The sequence below is a fragment of the Brevibacterium sp. 239c genome (genome assembly GCF_900169365.1).
Lineage (GTDB): Bacteria > Actinomycetota > Actinomycetes > Actinomycetales > Brevibacteriaceae > Brevibacterium.
In genome coordinates this window covers 164,462-189,704 of record NZ_FXZH01000002.1, presented here as the reverse complement: position 1 = coordinate 189,704, position 25,243 = coordinate 164,462, and the positions used below count along the sequence as shown (strand labels likewise).

The 25,243-nt window shown below is 65.2% G+C and carries 21 protein-coding genes; 6 read left to right on the top strand and 15 right to left on the bottom strand.

Annotated features, from left to right (window positions below):
• Window positions 1-75 precede the first annotated feature (75 nt).
• Both BSP239C_RS02680 and BSP239C_RS02675 read left to right on the top strand, forming a co-directional pair.
• A complete protein-coding gene (locus BSP239C_RS02680) occupies window positions 76-1,428 on the top strand; it encodes an MFS transporter (RefSeq protein ID WP_101570071.1) in 1,353 nt (450 codons plus the stop codon).
• Window positions 1,429-1,580: 152 nt separating this feature from the next.
• A complete protein-coding gene (locus BSP239C_RS02675; protein WP_101570070.1) occupies window positions 1,581-2,618 on the top strand; it encodes a threonine/serine dehydratase in 1,038 nt (345 codons plus the stop codon).
• A 62-nt stretch (window positions 2,619-2,680) separates the two neighbouring features.
• Here BSP239C_RS02675 and BSP239C_RS02670 read toward each other — a convergent pair whose 3' ends face one another.
• Window positions 2,681-2,869 carry a hypothetical protein gene (locus tag BSP239C_RS02670; RefSeq protein ID WP_101570069.1) on the bottom strand — a complete coding sequence of 63 codons (189 nt, stop codon included), beginning with the start codon at window positions 2,867-2,869 and terminating at the stop codon, window positions 2,681-2,683.
• Between the two features lie 87 nt (window positions 2,870-2,956).
• Between BSP239C_RS02670 and BSP239C_RS02665 the strand changes: the two genes are divergently transcribed.
• Complete coding sequence (locus tag BSP239C_RS02665) at window positions 2,957-3,751, top strand: SGNH/GDSL hydrolase family protein (RefSeq protein ID WP_101570068.1); 795 nt, start codon at window positions 2,957-2,959, stop codon at window positions 3,749-3,751.
• Here the strand turns inward: BSP239C_RS02665 and BSP239C_RS02660 are convergent.
• Window positions 3,748-4,554 (bottom strand): ABC transporter ATP-binding protein, encoded by an 807-nt coding sequence (locus BSP239C_RS02660; RefSeq protein ID WP_101570213.1) that lies wholly within the window; start codon window positions 4,552-4,554, stop codon window positions 3,748-3,750. The two genes, BSP239C_RS02665 and BSP239C_RS02660, sit on opposite strands and share 4 nt — an antisense overlap.
• Window positions 4,555-4,716: 162 nt before the next feature.
• Window positions 4,717-5,298: a dihydrofolate reductase family protein gene (locus BSP239C_RS02655; RefSeq protein WP_101570067.1), complete on the bottom strand. Its 582-nt coding sequence runs from the start codon at window positions 5,296-5,298 to the stop codon at window positions 4,717-4,719.
• Between the two features lie 119 nt (window positions 5,299-5,417).
• Here BSP239C_RS02655 and BSP239C_RS02650 point away from each other — a divergent pair, with 119 nt between their 5' ends.
• Window positions 5,418-6,308, top strand: a complete 891-nt coding sequence (locus tag BSP239C_RS02650) for an IclR family transcriptional regulator (RefSeq protein WP_101570066.1) — start codon at window positions 5,418-5,420, stop codon at window positions 6,306-6,308.
• Here BSP239C_RS02650 and BSP239C_RS02645 read toward each other — a convergent pair whose 3' ends face one another.
• Window positions 6,309-7,223: a LysR family transcriptional regulator gene (locus tag BSP239C_RS02645; protein ID WP_101570065.1), complete on the bottom strand. Its 915-nt coding sequence runs from the start codon at window positions 7,221-7,223 to the stop codon at window positions 6,309-6,311.
• 74 nt (window positions 7,224-7,297) lie between these two features.
• Here BSP239C_RS02645 and BSP239C_RS02640 point away from each other — a divergent pair, with 74 nt between their 5' ends.
• A complete protein-coding gene (locus BSP239C_RS02640; protein WP_257930043.1) occupies window positions 7,298-8,914 on the top strand; it encodes an aminotransferase class I/II-fold pyridoxal phosphate-dependent enzyme in 1,617 nt (538 codons plus the stop codon).
• A 165-nt stretch (window positions 8,915-9,079) separates the two neighbouring features.
• Here BSP239C_RS02640 and purU read toward each other — a convergent pair whose 3' ends face one another.
• From purU to glyA, 7 genes are all read right to left on the bottom strand, one after another.
• On the bottom strand, window positions 9,080-9,934 hold the full coding sequence (purU, locus tag BSP239C_RS02635) for a formyltetrahydrofolate deformylase (protein ID WP_101570063.1): 855 nt from the start codon (window positions 9,932-9,934) through the stop codon (window positions 9,080-9,082).
• A 127-nt stretch (window positions 9,935-10,061) separates the two neighbouring features.
• Window positions 10,062-11,444, bottom strand: coding sequence for an L-serine ammonia-lyase (locus tag BSP239C_RS02630; RefSeq protein WP_101570062.1), 1,383 nt, complete (start codon window positions 11,442-11,444; stop codon window positions 10,062-10,064).
• Complete coding sequence (locus BSP239C_RS02625) at window positions 11,444-12,163, bottom strand: sarcosine oxidase subunit gamma (RefSeq protein ID WP_101570061.1); 720 nt, start codon at window positions 12,161-12,163, stop codon at window positions 11,444-11,446. The genes BSP239C_RS02630 and BSP239C_RS02625 overlap by 1 nt, the downstream gene beginning before the upstream one ends.
• Window positions 12,156-15,158, bottom strand: coding sequence for a glycine cleavage T C-terminal barrel domain-containing protein (locus BSP239C_RS02620; protein ID WP_180958896.1), 3,003 nt, complete (start codon window positions 15,156-15,158; stop codon window positions 12,156-12,158). Before BSP239C_RS02620 ends, BSP239C_RS02625 begins: the two co-directional genes overlap by 8 nt.
• A complete protein-coding gene (locus BSP239C_RS02615) occupies window positions 15,155-15,451 on the bottom strand; it encodes a sarcosine oxidase subunit delta (RefSeq protein ID WP_101570060.1) in 297 nt (98 codons plus the stop codon). The genes BSP239C_RS02620 and BSP239C_RS02615 overlap by 4 nt, the downstream gene beginning before the upstream one ends.
• 25 nt (window positions 15,452-15,476) lie before the next feature.
• Window positions 15,477-16,694 carry a sarcosine oxidase subunit beta family protein gene (locus BSP239C_RS02610; protein WP_101570059.1) on the bottom strand — a complete coding sequence of 406 codons (1,218 nt, stop codon included), beginning with the start codon at window positions 16,692-16,694 and terminating at the stop codon, window positions 15,477-15,479.
• Entirely contained in the window at window positions 16,694-18,079 is a 1,386-nt protein-coding gene (glyA, locus tag BSP239C_RS02605; protein ID WP_101570211.1) for a serine hydroxymethyltransferase, read from the bottom strand. The genes BSP239C_RS02610 and glyA overlap by 1 nt, the downstream gene beginning before the upstream one ends.
• Window positions 18,080-18,183: 104 nt before the next feature.
• Between glyA and BSP239C_RS02600 the strand changes: the two genes are divergently transcribed.
• Window positions 18,184-18,846 carry a GntR family transcriptional regulator gene (locus BSP239C_RS02600; protein WP_101570058.1) on the top strand — a complete coding sequence of 221 codons (663 nt, stop codon included), beginning with the start codon at window positions 18,184-18,186 and terminating at the stop codon, window positions 18,844-18,846.
• A gap of 108 nt (window positions 18,847-18,954) precedes the next feature.
• Here the strand turns inward: BSP239C_RS02600 and BSP239C_RS02595 are convergent, their stop codons facing one another.
• The 4 genes from BSP239C_RS02595 to BSP239C_RS02580 all read right to left on the bottom strand — a co-directional run bounded on the left by BSP239C_RS02595 (window position 18,955) and on the right by BSP239C_RS02580 (window position 25,243).
• A complete protein-coding gene (locus tag BSP239C_RS02595; RefSeq protein ID WP_101570210.1) occupies window positions 18,955-19,731 on the bottom strand; it encodes an IclR family transcriptional regulator in 777 nt (258 codons plus the stop codon).
• A gap of 108 nt (window positions 19,732-19,839) precedes the next feature.
• Window positions 19,840-21,096 carry an aminopeptidase P family protein gene (locus tag BSP239C_RS02590; protein WP_101570057.1) on the bottom strand — a complete coding sequence of 419 codons (1,257 nt, stop codon included), beginning with the start codon at window positions 21,094-21,096 and terminating at the stop codon, window positions 19,840-19,842.
• Between the two features lie 81 nt (window positions 21,097-21,177).
• Window positions 21,178-22,491 (bottom strand): MFS transporter, encoded by a 1,314-nt coding sequence (locus tag BSP239C_RS02585; protein ID WP_101570209.1) that lies wholly within the window; start codon window positions 22,489-22,491, stop codon window positions 21,178-21,180.
• Between the two features lie 442 nt (window positions 22,492-22,933).
• Window positions 22,934-25,243, bottom strand: a complete 2,310-nt coding sequence (locus BSP239C_RS02580) for a cytochrome b/b6 domain-containing protein (protein ID WP_101570056.1) — start codon at window positions 25,241-25,243, stop codon at window positions 22,934-22,936.

Here is a 25,243-nt window from a genome sequence, read left to right as displayed (position 1 = left end):
CAGCTCGACCTGCGAACGCAGATACGTCACCTGCAGATCGGCTCCTGCAGACAGCCATCCAAGGAAGATCCACTCATGTCCACAACATCACCCGCGGCACCCGTGCCGGCTTCGATCACCCGCGAGGAACGCAGAGTCCTGGCCGGGACCCTCGTCGGCACCACCATCGAGTGGTACGACTTCTTCATCTACGCCCAGGCGGCAGGGCTCATCCTCTCTGTCCAGTACTTCGGCCCCCTGGCGTCTGACAACCCGGCGCTCGGTCAGATCATGGCGTGGGCCTCGCTCGGGATCTCGTTCCTGTTCAGGCCCTTGGGCGCGATCATCGCCGGCCACCTCGGCGACCGCATCGGACGCAAGAAGATGCTGGTCCTCACGCTCATCCTCATGGGTGCCGCGACCTCGCTCATCGGGCTCCTGCCCAACTATGCGGCCATCGGAATCGGTGCGCCCATCCTGCTCACGCTGCTGCGCATCCTGCAGGGCTTCTCCGCCGGCGGCGAATGGGGCGGTGCCGCACTGCTCTCGGTCGAACACGCCCCGGTGAACAAACGGGGACTCTTCGGTGCCTACCCACAGATCGGCGTTCCGGTGGGCATGATCCTCGCCACCGGCGTGATCTGGATCCTGACCACCATCCTCACCCCCGACCAGTTCGCGAGCTTCGGCTGGAGGATTCCGTTCCTGTTCTCCGTCGTGCTCGTCATCGTCGGCTATTACATCCGCCGCCAGGTCGAGGAGTCCCCGGTCTTCGCCGAACTCGCCGAACGCCGCGCCGAGTCCTCCGCTCCGCTGGGCACCCTGTTCAAGAAGAACACCAAGGAGGTCGTCCTCTCGGCCCTCATCTTCATCGGCAACAATGCAGTGGGCTACATGATCATCGCCTTCTTCGCTGCCTACGCCTCCAGGCCTCTCGATCAGGGCGGCTCCGTCGGCCTCGACCGCGCCCCCGTGCTTCTGGCCACGACCCTGGCGAGCTTCGGCTGGCTGGTCTTCACGATGTGGGGTGGCGCGCTCTCGGACAAGCTGGGTCGGGTGCGCACCTTCCAGATCGGCTACGTCCTCCTCATCGTGTGGCTCATCCCGACATTCATCATGATCGATCAGGCCAACATCTGGCTGTACGGCATCGGCATCTTCATCCTCACAGTCGGCATGGGCCTGTCCTACGGCCCGATGTCGGCGATGTATGCGGAGATGTTCCCACCGCAGGTCCGCTACTCGGGAGTCTCGATCGGCTACGCCCTCGGCGCGATCCTCGGCGGGGCTTTCGCCCCCACGATCGCCGAAACGCTGCTGGCCCGGACCGGCAACTCACTGTCGATCGCGGCCTACATGATCGTCGTCTGCATCATCTCCCTCGTCGCCGTCAGCCTGGTCAAGGAGCCCAAGGGCGCACCACTGGGAATTCTCAAGCACACGAGCTGAACGCGCACGCCCGTAGGCGCACGCCCGTAGGGTGGAGTCGGAACCGATCACTTTTGGTGCAGCAGACCAGTCTGCAGACTGGCTCGGTGCATCAAAAGTGATCAGCCTGTCCAGTCTCAACAACTGAGAGTGCACAATTTGAGGAGGCTCCAGTGACGCAGTTGTCCTACCCCGATATCGAAGCGGCGGCGACCAGGATCTCCGGGCGGGTGCGTCCGGTGACGGTGGCCTCCGCCCAGCCCGGTCAGGCACCCGCCGCACCGACGCCGACGGCCGCGACGTGGTCTGCCTCACCTGCTCATGACCCGGCTGGCTCAGGGGTCCACTTCGCCCTCGAGTTCATGCAGTACACCGGCTCATTCAAGGCTCGGGGCGCGCAGAACTTCATCCAGACACATCTGGCAGAGGGCACCTTCCCCGAAGCCGGAGTCACGATCGCATCAGGTGGCAACGCGGGCTTGGCGTGCGCGTGGGCGGCCCGCGACGCCGGCGTTCCGGCAACCGTGTTCCTGCCCACCAATGCGCCGGCCGTCAAGGTCGAGCGACTGCGCGGCTATGGTGCGCAGGTGCGCCTGATCGGCTCCGAATTCGCCGAGGCGGCCCTGGCCTGCGAGGAATTCGTCAAAGCCTCCGGTGCCTTGGCTTCACACGCCTATGACAATCCGCTCATCGCCGCTGGCGCCGGCACGTTGATGACCGAGATCTTGTCCCAGATTCCCGACCTCGACACGATCGTCGTCTCTGCCGGAGGAGGGGGCCTGTTCGCCGGAGTGGCGACGGCCGCGACCTTCCACGGGGTGCGCACCGTCGTGGTGGAGCCTGCGAACTGTCGGGCGTTGAATGCTGCGTTGGCTGCGGGTGAGCCTGTCGATGTTCCGGTCGATTCGGTGGCCGCCGATTCTCTGGGTGCCAGGCGAGCCACGTCCTTGGCGGTGGCGGCCGCGCAGAGTGACCTTGTCACCTCGGTGTTCGTCGCCGATGAGCAGATCATCTCCGCTCGCCAGCACCTGTGGAGCGAGCATCGTTTGGCGGTTGAACATGCAGCGGCAACGGCGCTGGCCGGAATCCACGGCTCAGGTGGTTCAGGTTCAAGTTCAGGTTCTGGCAGTCCCGCGAGCTACGTTCCCGGACCGGATGAGAAGGTGTGCGTCGTTCTGTGCGGGGCGAACACCAGCCTCGGCGATCTCTGAAGAACTCAGAAGCCAGCCGTGTAATACGCAGCAACCAACCCTGTAGGACTCAGCAAGCTGCCCTAGCCGCGCTGCTTGTCCTTGGACTTCAGCGAGGCCTTGATGAGGCCGAAGATTGCGGCCGCGACGATGACGGCGATGATGGCTTTGACGAGGAACCACGCGATCGAGAACGCGACGTTGACCACCCACCACGCGATGATGATGGCGATGATTGCGCCAATGATGCTCCATACGGTACTCATCTTCATACCTCAAGACTAAGCCGCGCGGAGTGGGCGCGCAATCATCGATTGCATCACCCCCGCTGCGCAGTCTCACCATGGGAAGATGAGCCCATGACCACGGCAAAGCACCTCGTCGCGCTCGGAAGCTCCTTCGCCGCTGGTCCCGGCATCGAACCGGTCGCCGACGTCCAGGCGATGCGATCGTCGAACAACTACGCTCATCAGCTGGCTCGGCGACTCGGCTGGCAGCTGAGCGACCTCAGCGTTAGCGGTGCGACATCGGCCAATGTTGTCGACACCCCGCAGCAGTCACAGATCGGACCGGGTCAGTTTCCGCCCCAACTGGAGGGGCTGCCCGGCAACGCGGATGTGGTGACCGTGACGGTTGGCGGCAACGATCTCCAATTCTCAGGGTCGATGCTCTACACGGCGCTGAAACACGCAGAACCCAGCAGTCCGCTCCTGGAGATGATGGGGCTCATGTTCCCCAACGGGATTCCGCCGGCTTCAGAAGATGTCATCGCCGAGGCGACCCGAAGTCTCGTCGCCGTCATCGATGGGATTCGGGCACAGGCACCCACTGCTCGGGTCGTTCTCGTCGACTATCTCACCGTGCTGGAAGCAGACATCTCCACGCCCGAAGCGACGCCGTTCACAGTTGAAGAGCTGTCGAAACTGCTGGCACTCCAGTCAGCGATTGAGCGCGTCTTCGCCGAGGCCGCCGCACTCAGAGACGTCGATCTGCTGCTCGCGTCCGAGCTGGGCCGAGGTCATAGCCTCGGTTCAGCGGATCCGTGGGTTCAGCCTCTGCACACCGCTCTCGACAAGATCGGCGGATCGTTTCACCCGAATCAGGCAGGGATGACGGCGATCGCCGATGACCTGGTGGGCCTGCTCGCAGACTAGAGCACCGCAGCCTGACGCTGCCGGATCGCGCGGGCCGACCAGCGACCGTCGGCGAAACCGACGTCGATGGGGTGTTCGAAGGCGGCGCTGACCTGCTCGGTGCTGAGCACCTCGGCGATCTCACCTGCCGCGGTGAGCCGGCCGTGGGAGATCAGCATCGCGTGGGACGTCGACTCCGGAATCTCCTCGAGATGGTGCGTGACCAGCAGCGTCGTCAGCTGCGGCGAGGTGACCGAGAGCGAGTCGATGGTCTCGAGCAGCTGCTCGCGGGCGGCCACATCGAGACCAGTGGTCGGCTCGTCGAACAGGAGGAGCTGGGGATCAGCGATGAGAGATCGGGCCACGAGTGCGCGCCCCCGTTCACCCTGGGACAGCACCTTCCAGCCTGCGTCCGCACGGGAACTCAGACCCACCTCGGCGATGAGATCATCGGCTTTCGCAATCTCGTCCGGGGTCGGCTCCCATCGCAGTGGCCGTTCGATCGTTCCGGTCAGGCCGGTGAGGACGACCTCGCGCACGGACAGGTTCGAGCGCAGGGGGTGGCGTGGGTTGACGTGTCCGATGTGGCGGCGCAGGGCCTGGAGTTCGACCCGGCCCATGCGCTGTCCGAGGATGTCGACCGTTCCGGAGGTGGGAAAGACCTGTGCGGAAGCGAAGCTGAGGATCGTCGACTTCCCGGCGCCGTTGGGGCCGATGAGGACCCAGTGCTCGCCCTGCCCGATCTCCAGATCGATGCCGTGGAGGATCTTCGTCTCCCCACGTCGGAAGGTCACTTCGTCCAGTTTCAGGACAGTCGTTCCCACGTCGTCCACACTCTCTTTCCACGTCGAGGCCACTCGGCCGACCAGGTCAAGGTCGCTCGGCTCCACTCGGGGCCGACTCCCGTACGGAGCCGTTGTCGATTCTAGGTCCCGGTGTCGCGAAGGTGGACCTGGCCCGGCAGAACCATGTTCCACATCCTGGATTCAGTGCAGTCTCGGTCGATAGATAAGCTCTTGAGTTCTCCCGTCGAGCAGTGTGGATTCGAGCAGCTCGAGGTCGAAGTCCTGTGTTCCGGCGAAGATGGGTTGGGTGCCTGTGCGGCCGGTGATGACCGGGTAGACCGTGACCTGCAGGCGATCGACGAGCCCTGCATCCATGAGGGCGCGGTTCATCGACAGGCTTCCATGCGAGCGGATCGGCACATCGGATTCCTCTTTCATCCGCGCCACCACCTCGAGAGCGTCACCGGCAGCCGGCGTCGCGTCGGGCCAGTCGAGCGGCTCTGTCAGCGAGTTCGAGACGACCGTGGTCGGGCAGTTGCGCATTGCAGTGACCCACGGATCGAGCACGTCGGAGTAGACCTCGGAGTCAGCGAGCATAGAGGCGAAATCGCGATAGGTGTTTGCGCCGAGGACGAGGCGGTTCTCGCCACTGTAGAGTCCGAGCCGATGTTCAAGGAGTTCGGGACCTTGCTTGCCCCAGTAGCCTCCCCAGTCGCCATCGGCGCCGACCGATGCGAACCCATCGAAGCTGGAGAACACGTCGAAGGTATAGGTGGCAGTCATGATTGCTCCTCCCAGAGCGGATGCGGTGCACTCAGGCGGTGCACTCAGTGTGCGCCCAGTCGCCGATGATGACCAGACCCGTTGCAGCTGCGGCCATCGAGCGGGACCATAATAGAGGCATGTACAACGGCGCCGATCCTCAAGACGAACACCGGATGAAGATGCGGGGGAAGATCCTGCGCCGTTCGGCGTCCTTCAACGTCGCTCATGCCGTCGATGATCTCGAACCCGGCACGGGCGCCCAGAGCATCCAGCGTGCATTGTCCCTGCTCAACCTCGTCGGACTCATCGCCGGCGAGCGCGGAACCGGTGCCAGCCTCTCCGAGGTCGCCTCGATCAGCGGACGCCCTAAGGCCAGCGTCCACCGCATGCTCCAAGCGCTCATCGCCATGGGTTACGTCGAACGCCTCGACGAAGGCGGATATCGACTCGGCGTGCAGTCGCAGATATTGGGCCAGCTGGCGCAGAAATCCGTGGACCCCCTGGTCACAGAGTCGGAATCGAGCCTGCTGCGCCTGGCCGAGCTCAGCCAGGACACGGCCTTCCTCACCCTGCGCACCGGCAGCTATTCAATCTGTGCCCGGCGCGAAGAGGGCTTCGGCGAAATACTGAACAACGCTCTGTCGGTAGGCGATCGCCACCCCTTGGGCATCGGCGCCGGCAGCCTCGCGATCCTCTCCGAACTCTCCCCCGCCGAGGTGGATGCCCACTTCGAGGCCAACGCCCAGATCTTCGCCGAACGCTACCCCAAGGTCTCCGTCGCGGCCCTGCGCGACATCATCGACCGGGCCCGCGTCGACGGTTTCGTGCACAATCCCGGCCTCTTCGCCCAAGGCTCCTGGGCTGTAGGCGTGCCACTGAAGATCCGCGGCAGCCGACCCCGCGCAGCCCTGTCGATCGCGAGCATCGCCGATCGTGTCACCGGATCCCGCGTCGAACGCCTCGTCGCCTTACTCCGCCGCGAAGCCAACGCCATCACCGAGGCGCTGAGCACGCAGGCAGATCCCTGATCACCTCGCCGAGGCGGCCCCCAGTCGCGCCGCCACCGAGCTCAGGATCTCGCCCAGCCAGCCCACGGCTGCGGGGTTTGCTCCCGGCCTGGTGACGAAGGAGACTCGACGCTGGCCGAGGTCCTGCTTCGCCGGACGCAAGACCACGTCGAAGTCGGTGTCCACGGCCACCTCGGTGGTCAGGGCGCATCCGAGGCCTTCGGCCACGAGCCCATGGATCATGTAAAGATCGTCGCTGCGCATGAGTTCGCGCAGCTCATAGCCGAGGCCGCGGGAGATCCGTCGCAGCACTCGCACCGAAGCCTCGGATTCGTTGTGGCTGAGCACCCAATCGACCTCGCTCATCGTCGCGAAGTCGAGGACCTCATGCCTCGCGAGCTCACCGTCGCGGGCGACCATCACCCGGTAGGGCTCGTCGAGGAGGGTGCGCAGACGCAGTTCAGGTCCCGCGAACTCGGGCAGTTCGGGAATGTCATAGATGAGGCCGGCGTGGACCTCACCGCTGTGAAGCATCCTCACCACCTCACTGGGTTCGGCCTCGATGACCTCGACGCGCACGGACGTCCGCTGCTGGAGCTCGGCGATCGCGGCCGGCAGGAGGCGCGAACCGATCGAGGAGAACGACCCGATGCGCAGGGAGACGACACCGGCATCGCGCTGGGCTGTGACGAGCTGCTCGGCCCGGTCGATGCGGGCAAGGACCGGTTCGATCTCTTCGGCGAAGGACTCGCCCAGAGGCGTCAGACGGGTTCCGTTTCGGGAGCGGTCGACGAGCTTGACCCGCAGATGGGATTCGAGGGTGCGCAGATGATGGGTCACGGTCGGGACTCCATGCTCGAGCACCTCGGCGGCCCGATTGAGACTTCCCTCGTCCCGAATGGCCAGAAGCACCCGGAACTGCTGCAGATTCATCATAGTATAGACACTATGACACTGTGGACGATTTCTTGCTATATCCTAGGCGGCCTGTGATCCCTAGTGTGGGACACATGCTCGCCGAAACCCATCTGCACCCAGACACCGCGACCCGCCCTGCGAACGCCGACTCAACGTCCGCGCCAGACCCAGCGTCCTCCACCGCGATCGGCTCCGCGCCTGCACAGGCAGACTCCGCTATCGACCCCCGTCAGCACACCGCGCCCTATGCCGAGGCCCTGCGGTCCTTGGCCGCCGAGGACTGGCAGCGACTGCACGTGCCCGCCCATCAGGGCAGCCGCTCGCATGCTCCCGGACTCGCCGAGGTCGTCGGTGAGGCCGGCATGAGCATCGACTTCCCCATGCTCTTCAGCGGCGTCGACCAAGAGAACTGGCGCATGATCAACCACGATCGCGTCACCCCGATCATGGCCGCGCAGCAGCTCGCCGCCGAGGCCTGGGGAGCGTCCCGCACCTGGTTCATCACCAACGGAGCATCGGGCGGCAATCACATCGCCACCACCGTCGTACGCGGTTTGGGCCGTGAGTTCGTGCTCCAACGCAGCGTCCACTCCTCGGTCATCGACGGTGTCACCCACGCCGAACTGCGCCCCCACTTCATCCACGGTCGCGTCGATCCTGGACTCGGTTCCTCCCACGGCGTGACTCCGGCCCAGGTCGAGTACGCCCTGACCGAGCATCCGGAGTCCGCCGCCGTCTACCTCGTTTCCCCCAGCTACTTCGGTGCCGTGTCCGATATCGCCGCCATCGCCGAGGTGGCCCACGCTCACGATGTTCCCCTCATCGTCGATGAGGCCTGGGGCTCCCATTTCGGCTTGCACCCGCAGCTGCCAGTCAACGCTGTACGCCTGGGCGCCGACCTCGTCATCTCCAGCACCCATAAGGGCGCCGGCTCGCTCGCGCAGTCCGCGATGATCCACCTGGGCCACGGCACGCAGGCCAGACGCATCGAGACCCTGGTCGATCGAGTCGTGAAGTCCTATCAGTCGACGTCATCGAGTGCGATCCTGCTGTCCTCCCTCGACGAGGCGCGCCGCCACCTGGTCACCCATCCGGAGGCGATCGACCAGGCGCTGGCCACTGCCGAGGAGATCCGCACCCGGGTCAAGAACGACACCCGATTCCGCGACGCGACTCCTGACATCCTCGGCGGGCATGATGCGATCGGCAACGATCCGTTCAAGGTCGTCATCGACACCCGGGGTGCGGGAATCACAGGCGCCGAGGCCCAGTATCAGCTGATTCGGGATCACCGGATCTATTGCGAGCTGGCCACGCCCTCGGCGCTGCTGCTGCTCATCGGCGCCACCTCGCCCGTCGACGTCGATCGCTTCTGGACGGCGCTGCAGGAACTGCCGCGCTCGGAGGCCGAGCCGGAGCGTCCCATCGTTCTTCCGGGCAGCTGCGAGAAGCACCTGGAGATCAGCGATGCTTATTTTGCAACGCCGCAGACCGTCCCCTTCGCCGAGGCGGTCGGCCAAGTCTCGGCCGATGCTCTGGCCGCGTACCCGCCCGGTGTGCCCAACGTTCTGCCCGGTGAGGTACTCAGCGCAGAGGTCGTCGATTTCCTTCGTGCCACTGCCGCTGCTCCCTCCGGGTATGTCCGCGGAGCACAGGATTCGAGGATGGACACCTTCAGCGTCGTGGCCGAGAAACCTGCGGCCGGCTGAGCGCGCCGTGGTCGCCCAGCGCCGTGATCGCCAGATCGCCGAGAGTGCAGGTTAGCTTCGAGCGCGCACTCTCTACTCTCTGCCCTCGAAGCTAAGGTAGCCCCGCGATGAAATGCAGCGGCACCGCGACCGTGCCTCGGCCCCGGCGCCCCCGGCCCCGCTCACTCAGCGCAGGACGACGGTCCGCTTCCCTGAGAGGAACACGCGACCGTCGCAGTGCCACTTCACCGCATTGGACAGGGCCTTGCACTCAGCGTCACGACCAGCGGCAACAAGGTCTTTGGGGCCGAAGGAGTGGTCGACCTCGACGAGCTGCTGGGCAATGATCGGGCCCTCGTCGAGTTCGCTGTCGACGAAGTGTGCGGTCGCCCCGACGGTCTTGACTCCCCGTTCCCATGCCTGGTGGTAGGGCTTGGCGCCCTTGAACGAGGGCAGGAACGAGTGGTGGATGTTGATGGCCTTGCCTGTCAGCTCGCGGGCCAGGTCATCGGAGAGGACCTGCATGTAGCGGGCGAGGACGACGAGGTCGATCTCGAAGCGGTCGACGAGTTCGAGCAGCTTCGCTTCGGCCTCGGGCTTCGTCTCCTTGGTCACCGGGATGCGGAAGAACGGGATGTGGTGCCATTCGACGAGTTCGCGGTGGTCGGGGTGGTTGGACACCACGGCCGCGATCTCGATGGGCAGTTCGCCGATCTGGGCGCGGAAGAGCAGATCGTTGAGGCAGTGTTCGAACTTCGAGACCATGATGAGGACCCGACGCTTCTCTCCCTGCGGCCACAGCTGCCAGCTGGCGCCGAACTCGGTGCCGATGGCCTCGAAGTCGCTGCGCAGACCATCGATCGCCGCGCTCGATTCGTCCTCGACGCTGAAATCAATGCGCAAGAACAGGCGCTGCGTGTACTGATCGTCGAACTGCTTGAGTTCCTTGATGTCACCCCCATGAGTCAGCAGCGCACCGGTGACGGAATGGAGAATGCCCGGTCGTTCGTCGCATTCAAGGGTGAAGATGTAGTCCTGCATGTCCGCTGCTTCCTTACTCGGTGGGTGTCTTCAATCATTGGCGGGTTGGTCGTGCTGGTCAACTTCACGCAGGTCGTCAGGCCTCGCAGCCGCCCCTCGCAGCTATCACCGTTCGCCAGTCCGCGACTCAGCATTCGACGACGTTGACGGCGAGTCCGCCCCGTGAGGTCTCCTTGTACTTCGACTTCATGTCCGCACCGGTCTGACGCATGGTCTCGATCGCCTGGTCGAGGCTGACCCGGTGGCTGCCGTCGCCGTGCATCGACAGCCGAGCGCCGTTGATCGCCTTCACTGCGGCGATAGCGTTGCGTTCGATGCACGGGACCTGGACGAGTCCCCCGACCGGATCGCAGGTCAGGCCCAGATTGTGTTCGAGGCCGATCTCCGCGGCGTTCTCAACCTGTTCGGGACTCCCGCCGAGCACGGCGCACAGCCCTGCGGCGGCCATCGCGCAGGCGGAGCCGACTTCACCCTGGCAGCCGACTTCTGCCCCGGAGATCGAGGCATTGCGTTTGAACAGGATCCCGATCGCGCCGGCGGTGAGCAGGAACGTCACCACAGCCTCGTCTCTGAACTGCTGTGACTCGTCATCGCTGATCACGAACCGGTCCATGTAGTGCAGCACTGCGGGAATGATCCCCGCAGCACCGTTCGTCGGAGCGGTGACGATGCGCCCTCCGGACGCGTTCTCCTCGTTGACGGCCAGCGCGTAGAGGTTGACCCATTCGAGAGCGTCGAGGGACCCCGACGCCCGGTACTCGGCCGCTTCGAGCGTGGCGCGCAGTTCGGGAGCACGACGCCTGACCTTCAGCCCACCCGGAAGCTGCCTCTCGGTGCGGGAGCACCCGTTATCGACGCAATCGCGCATGACAGCCCAGATCTCGAGCACCTGCCGGCGCAGTTCGCTCTCGGCCTGTCGCTCCCGCTCATTGAGCGCCATGAGCTCGGCGATGCTCAGCTCGTTGTCCCGGCAGAGCGCCAATAGCTCATCGGCCGACGAGAAGTGGAAGCGGTCGCGTGAGACGTCGGAATCGCCTCCCATCTCGTCGGCGGTGAGGACGAAGCCGCCCCCGATCGAATAGTAGTCGCGTTCGATCACGGAGCCGGCAACCTCGGCGCTCAGACGCATCCCGTTGGGATGACCGGGCAGCGATTCGCGCAGATGCAGAACCAAGTCGGTCTCCGGGTCGAAGACGATCGGCCTCCGCCCGCCGAGGTTGAGCGATCTCTGAGCGCTCACCTCGGCGACCAGCGGTGCCATGATGTCCGGGTCGAGGGTCTCGGGTTCGTGACCCGACAGCCCGGCCAGCACTGCGGAGTCGGAGCCGTGGCCGATGCCGGTGGCACCCAGAGATCCGTAGAGTCCGACCCGGACCCTCTCAACTCGATCGAGGTCCCCGGATTCGTCGAGGTCGGTCAGGAACCGGGCCGCCGCCCGCATCGGACCCACCGTATGTGAGGAGGAAGGGCCGATGCCGATGGAGAAGAGGTCGAGAACACCGAGTGCCATCAGTCGCTGCTCTCGGCCTCGGCACTCGCGCTGCCGACGACTCCCACGGCACTACCGTCGGCGAGAAACTCCGCCATTCCGTCAAGCAGCCAGCGGACCGTGAAGTCCGCGAAGCTCGCCCGCGGGTAGATGCGGTACGTCAGCGCCGCACAGTGGTGCACGATGACAGGCACCGGCCCCAGTTGGGCCGATATCGCCGTGCCGACGCCGAAAGCCCGCGGGTGGAGGTCGGTACGCACGCTCTTCTCGAGGACCTCACGGGCTTTCGACCCGGTCAGTTCGAGGATCGTGCGGTTCGCGGACAGATCCACGGCCTGTCCCGGCAACCCCTCGAGAGAGGCTTCGGCGATGAGTGTCTCCCCGGGCCGCTGACGCCGGGAGACGTCGACGACGAGGAACTCGTCGGGACCCAGCCAGAGCGCATACAGTCCCGCTTCGTCACCGGTGACCTCGCCGACCTGCTTGGGCAAGGTGATCCCGAGAGCAGACTCGAGCGCCTCGGCCGAGGCGGTTCCCGGCGCGGCTCGCAGCCCGAGCTGGACGGCGAACGCTCGCTCCCGCAGCCCCACGGCGTCTCCGCCGACAGCGGTGGCGGTGGCCATCTCCTCGGCGAGGTGGGCACCGGGTGAGACGCGGAGGGCATCGAGTGCCTCAGCGGAGGACTCGACGTTGCGCAGCTGAGTCTGGCGCTGCTCGGTGGTGTGGGTGGTTTCAGCCATCACGGCGGTTCCCTTCTGGATCGTAGAAGACGGGCGAGGTGATCTCGACGTCGACGAGGCAGCCGGCAACCGGAGATTGGATGATCTCACCCGTCCGGTTCCGGCCGTTCTCGACGAAGGCGAGACCGATCGGGCGATCGAGGCTCGGCGACATGTAGGAGGAGGTGACGTGGCCGATCATCGGCACGGGCCCGGCCTCCGGAGTCACCGGGGTGCCCGAGGTGATGAGCTGCGCGCCTTCGGCCAGCCGGGTCGTGCCGTCGACGGGAAGGACCCCGACGAGGTGTTTGCGGTCCTCGCGGGCCGTGTCGATCCGTGAGTAGGAGCGTTTGCCGATGAAGTCCTTGAATTTCGAGACGATCCACTCCATGCCCGCATCCTGCGGGGTCACGGTCCCGTCGGTGTCCTGACCGACGATGATGAAGCCCTTCTCGGCACGCAGGACGTGCATGACCTCGGTGCCGTAGGGGGTGATGTCGAACTCGGCTCCCGCCTCGGCGACGGCTTCCCACACGGCCAGGCCGTAGTAGTTCTCGACATTGATCTCGAAGGCCAGTTCACCGGAGAAGGAGATCCGGCAGACGCGCGCCGGGATCCCGTTGGCCAGGGTCGTCTCGCGGAAGCCCATGAACTCGAAGTTCTCATTGGACACGTCGAGGTTCGGGGCGATCTTGGCGATGACGTCTCGCGACTTCGGGCCGGCGACCGCGACTGTCGACCACTGCTCCGTCACCGAGGTGAAGACGACGTCGAGTTCGGGCCATTCGGTCTGGTGCCATTCCTCGAGCCATTCGAGCACGGTCGCGGCACCGCCGGTGGTCGTGGTCATGTAGTAGCGGTCCTCGGCCACGCGCAGGGTGACGCCGTCGTCGAAGATCATGCCGTCGGGTTTGCACATGAGACCGTAGCGGCCCTTGCCTACCTTGAGCTTCTTGAAGCCGTTCGTGTAGATCTGGCCGAGGAACTCGCCGGCGTCGGTTCCCCGGATCTCGATCTTGCCCAGCGTCGAGGCATCCTGGAAGCCGACCGATTCACGCACGGCCTTGCCCTCGCGCAGCACCGCTGCCTCCATGTCCTCGCCCGGCAGGGGGTAGTACCAGGGCCGCTTCCACTGTCCGACGTCTTCGAACTCGGCTCCGTGGGCAACGTGCCAGGGGTGGATCGCGGTGATGCGTGCCGGATCGAACAGCTCACCCTTCCTGCGGCCAGCCAATGCTGCGAAGGGCACTGGGGCGAAGGGAGCGCGGAAGGTCGTGTGCCCGACCGCGCCCAGGTCGGTCTCGCCGAGGATGCTGGCGATGGCGCCGATGGCATTGACCGCACTCGTCTTGCCCTGGTCGCCTCCTGTCGAGATCGAGGTGTAGCGCTTGACGTGCTCGACCGAGCGCATGCCCGCGTTCATCGCCCGCTGCACGTCTGCCACACTCTGATCGCGCTGGAAGTCGATGAAGTGCGTGGTCAGCGCCGTGTGATCGGCCTCGGCCGAGGTGACCAGCCACAGTGGGCGCGCCGGTGCGTAGGTCATCGCCGCGGCTTTGGGAACGGTGAGCGCGGCGGCGAAGCCGGTGCGGTCGGCTGCCGCATTGCCCGCCTCGGCACCGTCCTTGAGAGCCGTTTCGAGAGCGTAGTCACCATTGATCGCGCCGACGGTGAACTGGTCGCGCACCGGTGTTCTCGGAACGAAGGCGGCGATGTCGCTGCGCCAAACGATTGGGCCCCTGCGCTGTCCGTGCAGGTGGATGACCGGGGAGAACCCTCCGGCCACGGCGAGCAGGTCGACGTCGATGTCTTCGCCGTACTCGGCCGCCACAGCATCCTCATCGAGGGGTGCGACGGTGACCCGGCTGATGCGCCCCGCCGGGCCCTCGCCTGCGGTGCCGGTGACCGTGGAGCCGAGGATGAGTCGGGTTCCCGTCCTGCCGACGACCCTCTCTGCCATCGCCGAGGCTGTGGTCCGGGAGTCGATGATCGCCGGAACGTCGATTCCGGCCGCGTGCAGATCGGCCAGCAGTTCGTAGGCCGAATCGTTCGTCGCCGCAATCGCGATGCGCTGACCGGCGACGACGCCGAAGCGGTTGAGATAGGTCCTCACGGCCGAGGCGAGCATGATGCCCGGTCGGTCATTGTCGGCGAACACGATGGGGCGCTCATGTGCTCCCGTGGCGAGCACGACCTGCTTGGCTCGGATGTGCCACACCCGCTGCCGGGTGCCCGCGCGGGAGGCGGTGCCGTCGCGGTCGCTGTCCGCAGAGCCGACGCTCGCGCCCGAGCCCTCGGTCTCGACGTGTTCGCGTGTCCGGTCTTCGAGAGCGACGAAGAAGTTCGAATCGTAGCTGCCGAAGACGGTCGTGTTCGGACGGTAAGTGGTTTCCTCCGCCTCGGCGAAGCCGTTGACAGTGGTCTCGATCCACTCCGCCGCGGGGACATCGTCGATGGACTCGTCGAGGGCTCCCTCGACGGTGCGTCCCGAGCTTGCCAGCAGCGACCCGCCGGGAGCGGACCGGTCATCGAGCAGGAGCGTCCTGGCTCCGGAGCGGCCGGCCTCACGCGCGGCGGCCAGACCAGCGGGCCCGGCACCGACGATGAGAACATCGACATGGACGTGCTTGTGCTCATAGACAAGTTCGTCCTGACCGGGGTCGAGGATGCCCAGACCCGAGAGATAATCGGCCTCGAGACCGTCCGTGATAGGCACACGGGTGGCCGGAAGCATTGATTCGCTGACGTCGCCGGCCACGCGCGGATGGACGCGGACGAGGGCGTTGGACTCCTCGATGCCGGCGCTGAGGATCCCGCGAGATCGTCCCAGGTACGTCGAAGCACCGCAGTCGATGCGGCCCGCGGCGATGAGCGCGCTGGCAATCGTGTCGCCGGCGAAGCCCGCGTAGGCCCGCCCATCGACGGTGAAGCGCAAAGGACGCGAGGAGTCGATCCCGGTGGCCTGCGGCAGGCGCCGTGCGCCGGCGTCCGCGGAGCTCGTATGTAGGGAGTTCATCGTGCGGCCTCGCCTTCTGCTGGAGTCGGGCGTGGAGCACCCATGGGATAGATGGCCGTGAAATCATAGGTCACGGTGTCGCGGACGGCGTTGAACCACTTGCGGCAGCCGAGGCTGTGGCTCCACCGCTCGGCGTAGAGGCCGCGGTCGTTGTCGCGATAGAAGAGGAACTCGGCCCACTCCCGGTCGCTCAGTGCGTGAGGGTCGGCTGGGTAGGCAACGTGAGCCTGTCCGCCGTAGTGGAATTCGGTTTCGTCGCGTGGCCCGCAGTGCGGGCAGTCGATGAGAAGCATGGTCGTCCTTCCTGAGTCGATCCGGTCAGTGGGCCACAGCGGCCGCGCCGTGCTCGTCGATGAGGTGGCCGGTTTCGAACCGGTCGAGGGCGTAGGGGGCGTTGAGCGGGTGCGGTTCGTCGTTCGCGATGGTGTGGGCGAAGGTGTAGCCGGCGGCAGGTGTTCCCTTGAAGCCTCCGGTGCCCCATCCGCAGTTGGCGTAGAGTCCTGCGACTTCGGTCTTCGACACGATCGGTGAGGCGTCGAGGGTGACGTCGACGATGCCGCCCCAGGTGCGCAGCACATGAGCGCGGGCGAAGATCGGGAAGAGTTCGACCGCGGCGGCGAGCTGCTCTTCGATGACGTGGAAGCCGCCTCGTTGTCCGTATCCGTTGTACGAGTCGACCCCGGCGCCCATGACCAGCTCGCCCTTGTGCGCCTGGGAGACATAGACGTGGACGTGGTTGGACATCACGACGGTCGGGTGGACGGGTTCGAAGAGTTCGGACACCAGCGCCTGCAGCGGATGGGACTGGATCGGCAGTCGGATCCCGGCCATGTCGGCCAGGACCGAGGAGTCGCCGGCCACGCACATGGCCACCTTCTCGGTGGCGATGTTGCCGCGAGTGGTCTGGACCCCGATGACCTTGTCGCCGATGCGCTCGATGCCGGTGACCTCGCAGTTCTGGATGATGTCGACGCCCATTTCGTCACACTTGCGGGCGAAGGCCCAGGCGACGTGGTCATGCTTGGCGATGCCAGCACGCGGCTGGTAGGTCCCGCCCATGACCGGATATCGCAGGTCATCGCCGATGTTGATGATCGGGCAGACTTCCTTGACCTGCTCGGGGTCGAGCCATTCGGCGTCGACGCCGTTGAGCGCGTTCGCATTCACACGCCTCTGGGACTCGCGCACATCCTGCAGGGTGTGGGCGAGGTTGAGGACTCCGCGCTGGGAGAACAGGAAGTCGTAGTCGAGTTCCTCGGGCAGCTGCTCCCAGAGCTTGAGGGACTTCTCGTACATCGCGGCGGACTCGTCCCAGAGGTAGTTCGAGCGGATGATCGTCGTGTTTCGGGCCATATTGCCCCCGGCCAGCCATCCGCGTTCGAGGATGGCGATGTTCGTCATGCCGTGATCCTTCGCGAGGTAGTAGGCCGTCGCGAGACCGTGGCCGCCGCCGCCGATGATGATCGCGTCGTACGAAGCCTTAGGCTCGGGGTTGCGCCAGAGGAAGTCCGGATGTTCGGGGAGTTGGTCGGCCATCAGGGTGCTCCGATCTCTGCGATGGTGGGATACAAGGCGTGGGCGGCGGCGAGCGTGGAGACACGGGCGCCGAGTTCAGCGATGGTCTCGGCGGCGGCTCCGCTCTCTGCGGTTCCGGCGATGAGGGTCTCTGCGATGATGTCGGCGACCTCCGCGAACGCGTCCGAGCCGAATCCGCGGCTGGCCAGGGCCGGAGTGCCGATGCGCAGGCCCGACGTCACCATCGGCGGTCGCGGGTCGTTGGGCACGGCGTTGCGGTTGACGGTGATGCCGACCTCGGCGAGGAGGTCCTCGGCCTGTCCGCCGTCGAGCACGGAGTTGCGCAGGTCGACGAGAACGAGATGGACGTCGGTGCCCCCTGTGACGATCGAGATGCCCCGCTCGGAGACGTCGGACTCGCCGAGGCGGCGGGCGAGTTCCGCCGCACCGGCCAGCGTGCGACGCTGCTTGTCGGCGAAGTTCTCTGTGGCGGCGAGTCCGAAGGCCACGGCCTTGCCCGCGATGACGTGTTCGAGGGGCCCGCCCTGCTGGCCGGGGAAGACCGCGGAATTGATCTTCTTGGCGATGGCGGCGTCATTCGACAGGATGATTCCGCCACGCGGCCCGCCGAGGGTCTTGTGCGTCGTCGACGTCACGACGTGGGCATGCGGCACGGGCGAAGGGTGCAGACCGGCGGCGACGAGACCGGCGAAGTGGGCCATGTCGACCATCAGGTAGGCGCCGATGGAGTCGGCGATGCGACGGAATTCGGCGAAGTCGAGCTGACGTGAGTAGGCCGACCAGCCCGCGACGATGAGCTGGGGGCGGTGCTCCTGGGCCAGACGATCGACTTCGGCCATGTCGACACGATGGGTGTCATCGCGCACGCCGTAGGCGACGATGTCGTAGAGGCGTCCGGAGAAGTTGATCTTCATCCCGTGGGTGAGGTGACCTCCGTGGGCGAGATCGAGGCCGAGCACCGTGTCGCCGGGGCGGATGAGTGCGTGCATCACCGAGGCGTTGGCCTGCGCCCCGGAGTGCGGCTGGACGTTCGCGAACTCGGCTCCGAACAGCCCTTTGACCCGGGCGATTGCGATGCGTTCGATCTCGTCGACATGCTCGCAGCCGCCGTAGTAGCGACGACCGGGATACCCCTCCGCGTACTTGTTCGTCAACACCGAACCCTGCGCGGCCATGACTGCGGCCGCGGTGTGATTCTCGGAGGCAATCATCTCGAGGCCCCCGCGCTGACGACCGAGCTCGGCGTCGATGAAGCCGGCGATCTCAGGATCGAGTTCGGCGATGGACGTACTCAGCTCGACGGGCTCCCGGCTGGGGAAACCGGCGTCGGCGTTGCCGACGGAGACACCTGAGGGCTCGACTCGTTCTGCAATCTGCTGTGTCATGTGATCTCCTTCGATCATTGATCATCAACTAATATATCAGTTGTCTTCCTGTATTCTAAGCAGTGTCAGTCACCGAATGCAACAGCTTTTTCAGGAGTTGAGCCATGCGCACATCGGCAGCCCCGAAGTCGAACCGAGGGTCTCTCTCCGACTACGCCTACGAGACTCTCCGTCATCGGCTCATCATGCTCGACATCGCACCCGGCGACGCTATCAACGAGGCCACGCTCAGCGATGAGCTCGATGTCGGTCGCACCCCGATCCGCGAAGCGCTCAAACGCCTGGAGAGCGATCACCTCGTCGTCTCGTTCCCGCGCCGCGGCACCTTCGCCTCGAACGTCGATCTCACCGACCTGAGCACGATCTCCGAGATGCGCGAAGTCCTCGAACCCATCGCCGCACGCAAGGCGGCCGCCAACCTCGAGGCCACCCGCCGCGAGGAGTTCACCGCGATGATCTCGGAGCTCCGAGCCCTCGGAACCGACGTTGATCAGCGGACTCTGATGGAGCGAGATCTGTCCGTCCACCGCCTCATCTACTGCTCCGTCGACAATCTGCATCTCACCGAGACCCTCGTGCGCCTCGACGATCTGGCGACGCGGATCTGGTGCCTGGTCATCCCGCGCATGCCGGACCTCATCGGACATATCCGTGAGCACATCGACCTGCTCGAGGCGATCGTCGAGGGCGACGAGGAGGCAGTGGCGGAACTTGCCGCCGACCATGTCCGCGATTTCGACAGGACCCTGCGCGCAGCCTTGAGGTGAGTTCTGGAAAGAAGCCGGCGATGACGCCCGTGGTGGATCGATCTGGCCCGTGGTGGATCGATCTGGCACGTGGCAGGTCGAGCACTGCGAGTCAGTGGCCGCTGCGAGTCAGTGGCCGCCCAGACGCTGCGAGACTCGTCGAGCGGCGTCGACGCAGCACTGACCGAGTTTCGCGATCTGATCCGCATCGGTGCGGAACTTGGGTGCGGCGATGAGAACGGCGGCGACGAGCGCTCCGCGATGGTCGTGCACCCCGGCTGCGATCCCGACCTCGTTCGGCGACGTGTGGGCATCATTGAGCGCGTAGCCTCGCTGCCGATTGCTGCGCAGAAGCGCGCGGTAGGCGTCGAAGCTCTCGGGGCTGGAGTCCAGACCGAGGAGGGAGTCGCTGTCGGCGAGCGCCTGGACCTCGGCGACCTCAGCGAAATCGAGGAAGACCTGCACCGATGCGCTGTAGGCGGTCTGATAGCGCGACCCCAGGCTCGAGGTGTGCTTGACCTGCTGCGGGCTGGGGATCTGCTCGACCGTGATCGCCTCGGTCCCGTTCCACACGATGAGGGCGCTCGTCTCCTCGGTCCGGCGGGTGAGATCCTGGAGGATCGGATAGGCGGCCCTCCTGACATCGAGGTCGGCGAGCAGGGGCCCGGCGATCGCGAGGATTCCCAGACCCAGCCGGTAGCGGCGTGAGGATTCCTGCTCGACGATGCCCTGGGCTTCGAGCGCGGTGAGGATTCTGGACACGGTGCTCTTGTGCAGACCCACTCGCGGCGCGATCTCAGTGACGCCGAGCTCCTGCCGATCTGGGGAGAAGCAGCGGAGGATCGACACCGTGTTCTCGATGACGGAGGCACCGCGGTGGGAGATGTCGGAAGACTGTCGAGGCATGATGTCAGTGTATTCGTCCGCGGGCACCGACTGACGCGGTGCCCGCGGACATTTCCGGGAGCGACCCGGTCCTTCCTGCTTCAGCTCCTGCGTGAGCGGTCGTGCCGCTCAGGCAGGGATGATGTTGTGCTCGGGTCCGAAGGGGAACTTCGTAATGTCCTCGGATCCGGACTCGCCGACGACGCAGATATCGTGCTCGCGGTAGCCGCCGGCTCCCGGCTGCCCCTCGAGGACGGTGATCATCGGCTCCATCGACACGACCATGCCCGGCTCGAGCACGGTGTCGATGTCCTCGCGCAGTTCGAGGCCCGCTTCGCGGCCGTAGTAGTGGCTGAGCACACCGAAGGAGTGACCATATCCGAAGGTGCGGTTCGGGAACAGACCGTGCTCGAAGTAGATCTCGTTGAGCTCGGCCGCGATGTCCTTGCACACCGCTCCGGGCTTGATCAGTTCGATGCCCCGCTTGTGCACCTCGACGTTGACGTTCCACAGGTCGAGCGAGGCCTGGTCGGGCTCACCGTAGAACAGGGTGCGCTCGAGAGCGGTGTAGTAGCCCGAGGGCATCGGGAAGCAGTTGAGGCTGAGGATGTCGCCCTTGCGCACCTTCCGCGTCGTCGCCCAATTGTGCGCTCCATCGGTGTTGATGCCCGATTGGAACCACACCCAGGTGTCGCGGATCTCCTGGTCGGGGAACGTCTCGGCGATCTCGTGGACCATCGCCTCGGTGCCGATGAGGGCGACTTCGTACTCACTGATGCCTTCGGTGATCGCGGCCTTGATCGCCTCCCCGCCGAGGTCTCCGATCCGGGCACTGTGCTTGATCACCTCGATCTCCTCAGCTGACTTGATCATACGCTGACGCATCGCGGCCTGTGAGATGTCGACGAGGCCTGCCGAGGGGAAGGCCCCCTGGATCTTGTTGCGATTCTCCAGGGGCAGGTTGTCGTCCTCGACGCCGAGGCGCTTGGGGGCGGCGATGCCGCGCTGGCGCAGACCTTCCTGGATGGCGTAGAGGTAGTTGTCCCGGCGCCAGTCCGTGTAGACGATGTTCTCACCGTAACTCGTCCGCCAGGGCATGCCCGCGTCGATGTTGGCCGTGATCGTCACAGAGTCGTCTGGGGTGACGACCATCGCGTAGGAGCGACCGAAGTAGGTGAAGAGGAAGTCTGAATAATATTTGATGTTGTGATAAGAGGTGAGCACAACGGCGTCGAGTTCCTTCTCGGCCATGATCGTCCGCAGCCCGGTCAGGCGCCGCTCCATCTCTGCGTCGGAGAACGTCAGCGTCGACTTGGAACCGTTGTGCAGGACCTTGAGGCGCTCGAGGTCGGCGACGGAGGCTGTGTCGGTGGTTGTGGTGGTCATGAGATCTCCTTCTCGTGTGGGTGAACCGTGGGTGGGTCGGGGTGCGTTGCGAGTGAGCCGGGAGGGGTGCGTCTGCGCGGATCAAACTTCGCGCAGGGGTTTGTGGAAAGTCTCTTTGGCACAGAGGACCGCGCCCAGGCAGACGACGGCGGCAGCCATGAGATACCAGCCGGGCGCCAGCGGCGAATTCGTCACTCCGATGAGCAGGGTGGCCATGAACGGTGCCGTGCCGCCGAAGAGGGAATTCGAGAGGTTGAAGCTGACGGCGAATCCGGTGTAGCGGATCCTCGTCGGGAACATCTCGGCGAGGAAGGTCGGCAGCGTCCCGTCGTTGAGCGTCAACATGCCGCCCAGAGCGATCTGGACGAGGACGACGACGGTGAAGCTGCCGGAGCCGAGAAGCATGAACGCCGGAACTGTGAAGATGATGAAGACGATGGAGGCGATGAAGAGCATCCGCTTACGCCCGAACCGGTCCGAGGCCAGCCCTGTCAGCAGGATGAAGCCGATATACGTCAGCAGCGCAATCGTCGTGGCGACGAAGGATTCGGTGGCACCGTATCCCAATTCCGTCGTGAGGTAGGTGGGCATATAGGTGAGCACCACGTAGAAACCGACCGCATTGAGCAGAACCGCACACATGGCGATGACGAGTGGACGCCAATGGTCGCGGAACATTGCGAAGACCGGCGCCTTGATGACTTCGTCCTCTTGGGCCAGTTCACGGAAGGCCGGGGTGTCTTCGAGTCGCGTGCGGATATAGCGGCCGATGAGACCCATGGGAGCCGCGAGGAAGAACGGCAGCCTCCAGCCCCAGGTCTCCAGCTGCACGTCGGTGAGCACAGAGGTCAGGATCGCGGCGAGCACGGAGCCCAGCAGGAGCCCGGAAGCGGTGCTGGCCGGGACCACTGCCCCGTAGAGACCACGCCGGCCCGGGGGCGCATATTCGACGAGAAATGCCGAGGCACCCGCATATTCGCCAGCCGCGGAGAATCCCTGGACGAGGCGGACGAGCAGGAGGAGGAGAGGCGCGAACAGACCGACCATAGCGTAGCTGGGCAGCAGGCCGATGGCGAAGGTCGAGACCGACATGATGAGGATCGACAAGGACAGCGCCGAACGACGACCGATCTTGTCGCCGATGTGACCCCAGATGAACCCGCCGATCGGACGAACGACGAAGGACACCGCGAAGACCGCGAAGGTTGAGAGCAGAGCGATGTTGCCCTCTGAGGCAGGGAAGAAGACGAGTGCGATCGTAGCCGCGAAGTATCCGTAGACGCCGTAGTCGAACCACTCAACGAAGTTGCCGATGAAGCTCGCGGAGATGACACGGCGCAGGACGCGCTTCTGTTTGACCGAAGGGGAGGTGGCGGGATCCGAGACCTGAGTCATGGTCACACCGCCGATCTCATGGGAGCGAATATCGACATCTTTGTCTTCTCCATCATCGTGACTGATATGAGTCAGTTGCAATCAGTGCAACCCTGTTGCATCAACAATAGAGGCGGCGAACTTCCCGGTCAAGGGTTGTCGCCAAGGAAACCGTGTGCTGGGTCGACACACGTCAGTCGTCAACGGTGCACTATCGCAGGTCGGCATCGAACGCCGACGCTCTTCGCAACTGATCGACTACCTCGCAGTTCGCAAAGGGCTGTGGGCCAGCCATCCCCCGACAACTGTTGGTATCGAATGTTCGAGAAGCGGCGCTGGATCGCGAAGAACTTGCCAACCGCTGGCACACATTCACCTGCAGGACGTATTGCGGCACGACGAAGGCCCCTGCAGAACTCAAACGTCCTGCAGAGGCCCTCGAGGTCCGGTGCTGCGAATCCCGCTACCGGCTGGAGACCCGGCCGAACATATTCGCGATCGGTGCCAGCAGCATCGGCCTGGCGGCGAACCAGCCGCCGACGATGACTGCCAGCGAGACCACGAACCAGATGAAGCCGACCCAGTTGAGCTGATCCGATCCTGAGAACATGTGGTTGAGGTTCTGCAGCATTCCCGTCGTGAAGACGAGGAACACGTGGATGAGGATGAACACAACGAAGAAGATCATCGTCGGGAAGTGGATCGCCCGAGCCAGCGGCGCCGGGTAGATCTTGTTGAGCTTGGTGGCGTCCTTCGGCCACCATTCGCTCATTCGCAGACCCGTGATCGCGGCCAACGGAGCTGCCACGAAGACCACCAGGAAGTACATCAGCTGCTGGAGCGAGTTGTAGTTGACCCAGCCGTCTTCCGCAGGCCAGTCCAACATCATGTACTGCAGCATGGCCGAGACAGCGTTCGGGAACACTTCCCAGCTGGTCGGTACGATTCGCGCCCAGTGATCGGACACGAACAGCAGGACGACGAAGACGACGCCGTTGACCATCCACAGCAGGTCGAGACCAGTGTGGAACCACAGGTTGATGCTGACCTTCTTGCCACCCTTCTTCGGGGTGTAGAAAGCCGGCGGCTTCTGCTGGTGCCGAACTTGGAGCCCGGACCGAATGATGAGGACCATGAAGAACATGTTGAGGAAGTGAGTCCACCTCGCCCAACCGGGGAATCCGTCATCGACGAACGCGGGCAGTTCATACTCGCCCGGGTAGCGCTTGAGGAACTCAGGTACACCGGGCAGAGTCGTCAGACCCCTTGCGGCGAGGACGATGACGCCCGCGACGATGACGAGTCCGACGAGTCCCAAGCCACCGAGCTTCGCCCACTGACCCACGGACTTCGAACCGATCATCGTCGGTTCCTTCTTCTTCGGTGCAGCGCTCTTGGCAGCCGAGGCCGAGCTCGCCTTGGCGGCAGGCTTGTCGGCCTGCTTCGCTGCCGGCTTCGCGGTCGGCTTGTCCGTCGCCTTAGCGGCGGGTTTGGCCGTCGGCTTCTTCTGCGCGGGTCCTGTGGACTTCGGCAGTCCGGACCGTGACGACTTCGGAGCCGCCGAGGTGGCGGCTGGCTTCTCGTCCTGAGCGGACTGATCTGCCTTATCGTCCGAGCTTGAGGCCGCAGCTGCGGCACCGGCCGCACCGGCACCGACGGCTGCTGCTCCCGCAGCGGCTGCAGGAGCAGCCGAAGAGGAATCACTCGATGACTGTTCAGGCGTCTTCTCAGCCGGAGCCGACGACCCTGAAGCAGCAGGAGCCGGTTCGGTGGAGACTGGAGCCGACTCGGCAGAAGCAGGTGCAAAGCCCTCTGGAGGCCATGGATCCCCGCCCGCCACACGAGGCAGTCCACGACGCAGAGGTGTATCGCTGAGCTCACCGGATGACTTCTTCCCGGAGGAAGCAGCGGCACCGGCGGCAGTCGCACCAACAGCTGCACCGGCTGCGCCAGCGGTTGCTGCACCGGCGGGAGCTGCCGATGACTTTTCCGTCTCGGCAGGCTTCTCACTTGCAGCTGGAGTATCTGTGGATGCGCTTGAGTCTGCGGCGGCCGGAGCGGCGGCAGCTGCAGGCGCGGACGTGGAAGCAGAAGTCGCCGAGGCGGCTTTCGCACCGGCTGGAGCCAGTCCCTCTGGCGGCCATGGTTCGCCGCCGGCAACGCGGGGCAGTCCACGGCGCAGGGGAACGTCGCCGGCAGGTGCCGACTCAGTCGCTTCTGACTCAGATGCTGCAGACCCAGTCGCTGCGGAGCTCGCATCAGCAGACTCAGCTTCAGCAGGCGGCGCCTCGGAAGCAGGCGCCTCGGAAGCAGTTGCTTCCTGAGCGTCAGAGTCGGAGGCCGCCGGAGCAGCATCCGAACTCGAGGCGGCCTTCACGCCGGCGGGCGCGAGCCCCTCGGGTGGCCATGGTTCGCCGCCTTCAACGCGGGGCAGACCCCGGCGCAGCGGAACCTCACTGCTCGCCTCGGAGGCAACGGCGGCCGAACCAGCAGCTGCACCCGTGGCAACACCGGCCACGCCGACTGCCGCACCGGCCCCGACGGAGCCGGAGTCTTGGGCAGCTTCGGGCGACTCGGCAGCTGCCGACTCATCCGCGTCTACCGAGTCATCCACCTCGGCGCCGGCATCGGCTGATTCCGGCTCGAACGATTCTTCCGCTGCAGCTGAGGCACCCGGCTCGACCGGCTCACCGATGACACCCTCTGGGGGCCATGGCTCACCGCCCGGAACTCTGGGCAGGCCCGAGCGCAGCGAACTGGAGTACGTGGCCAT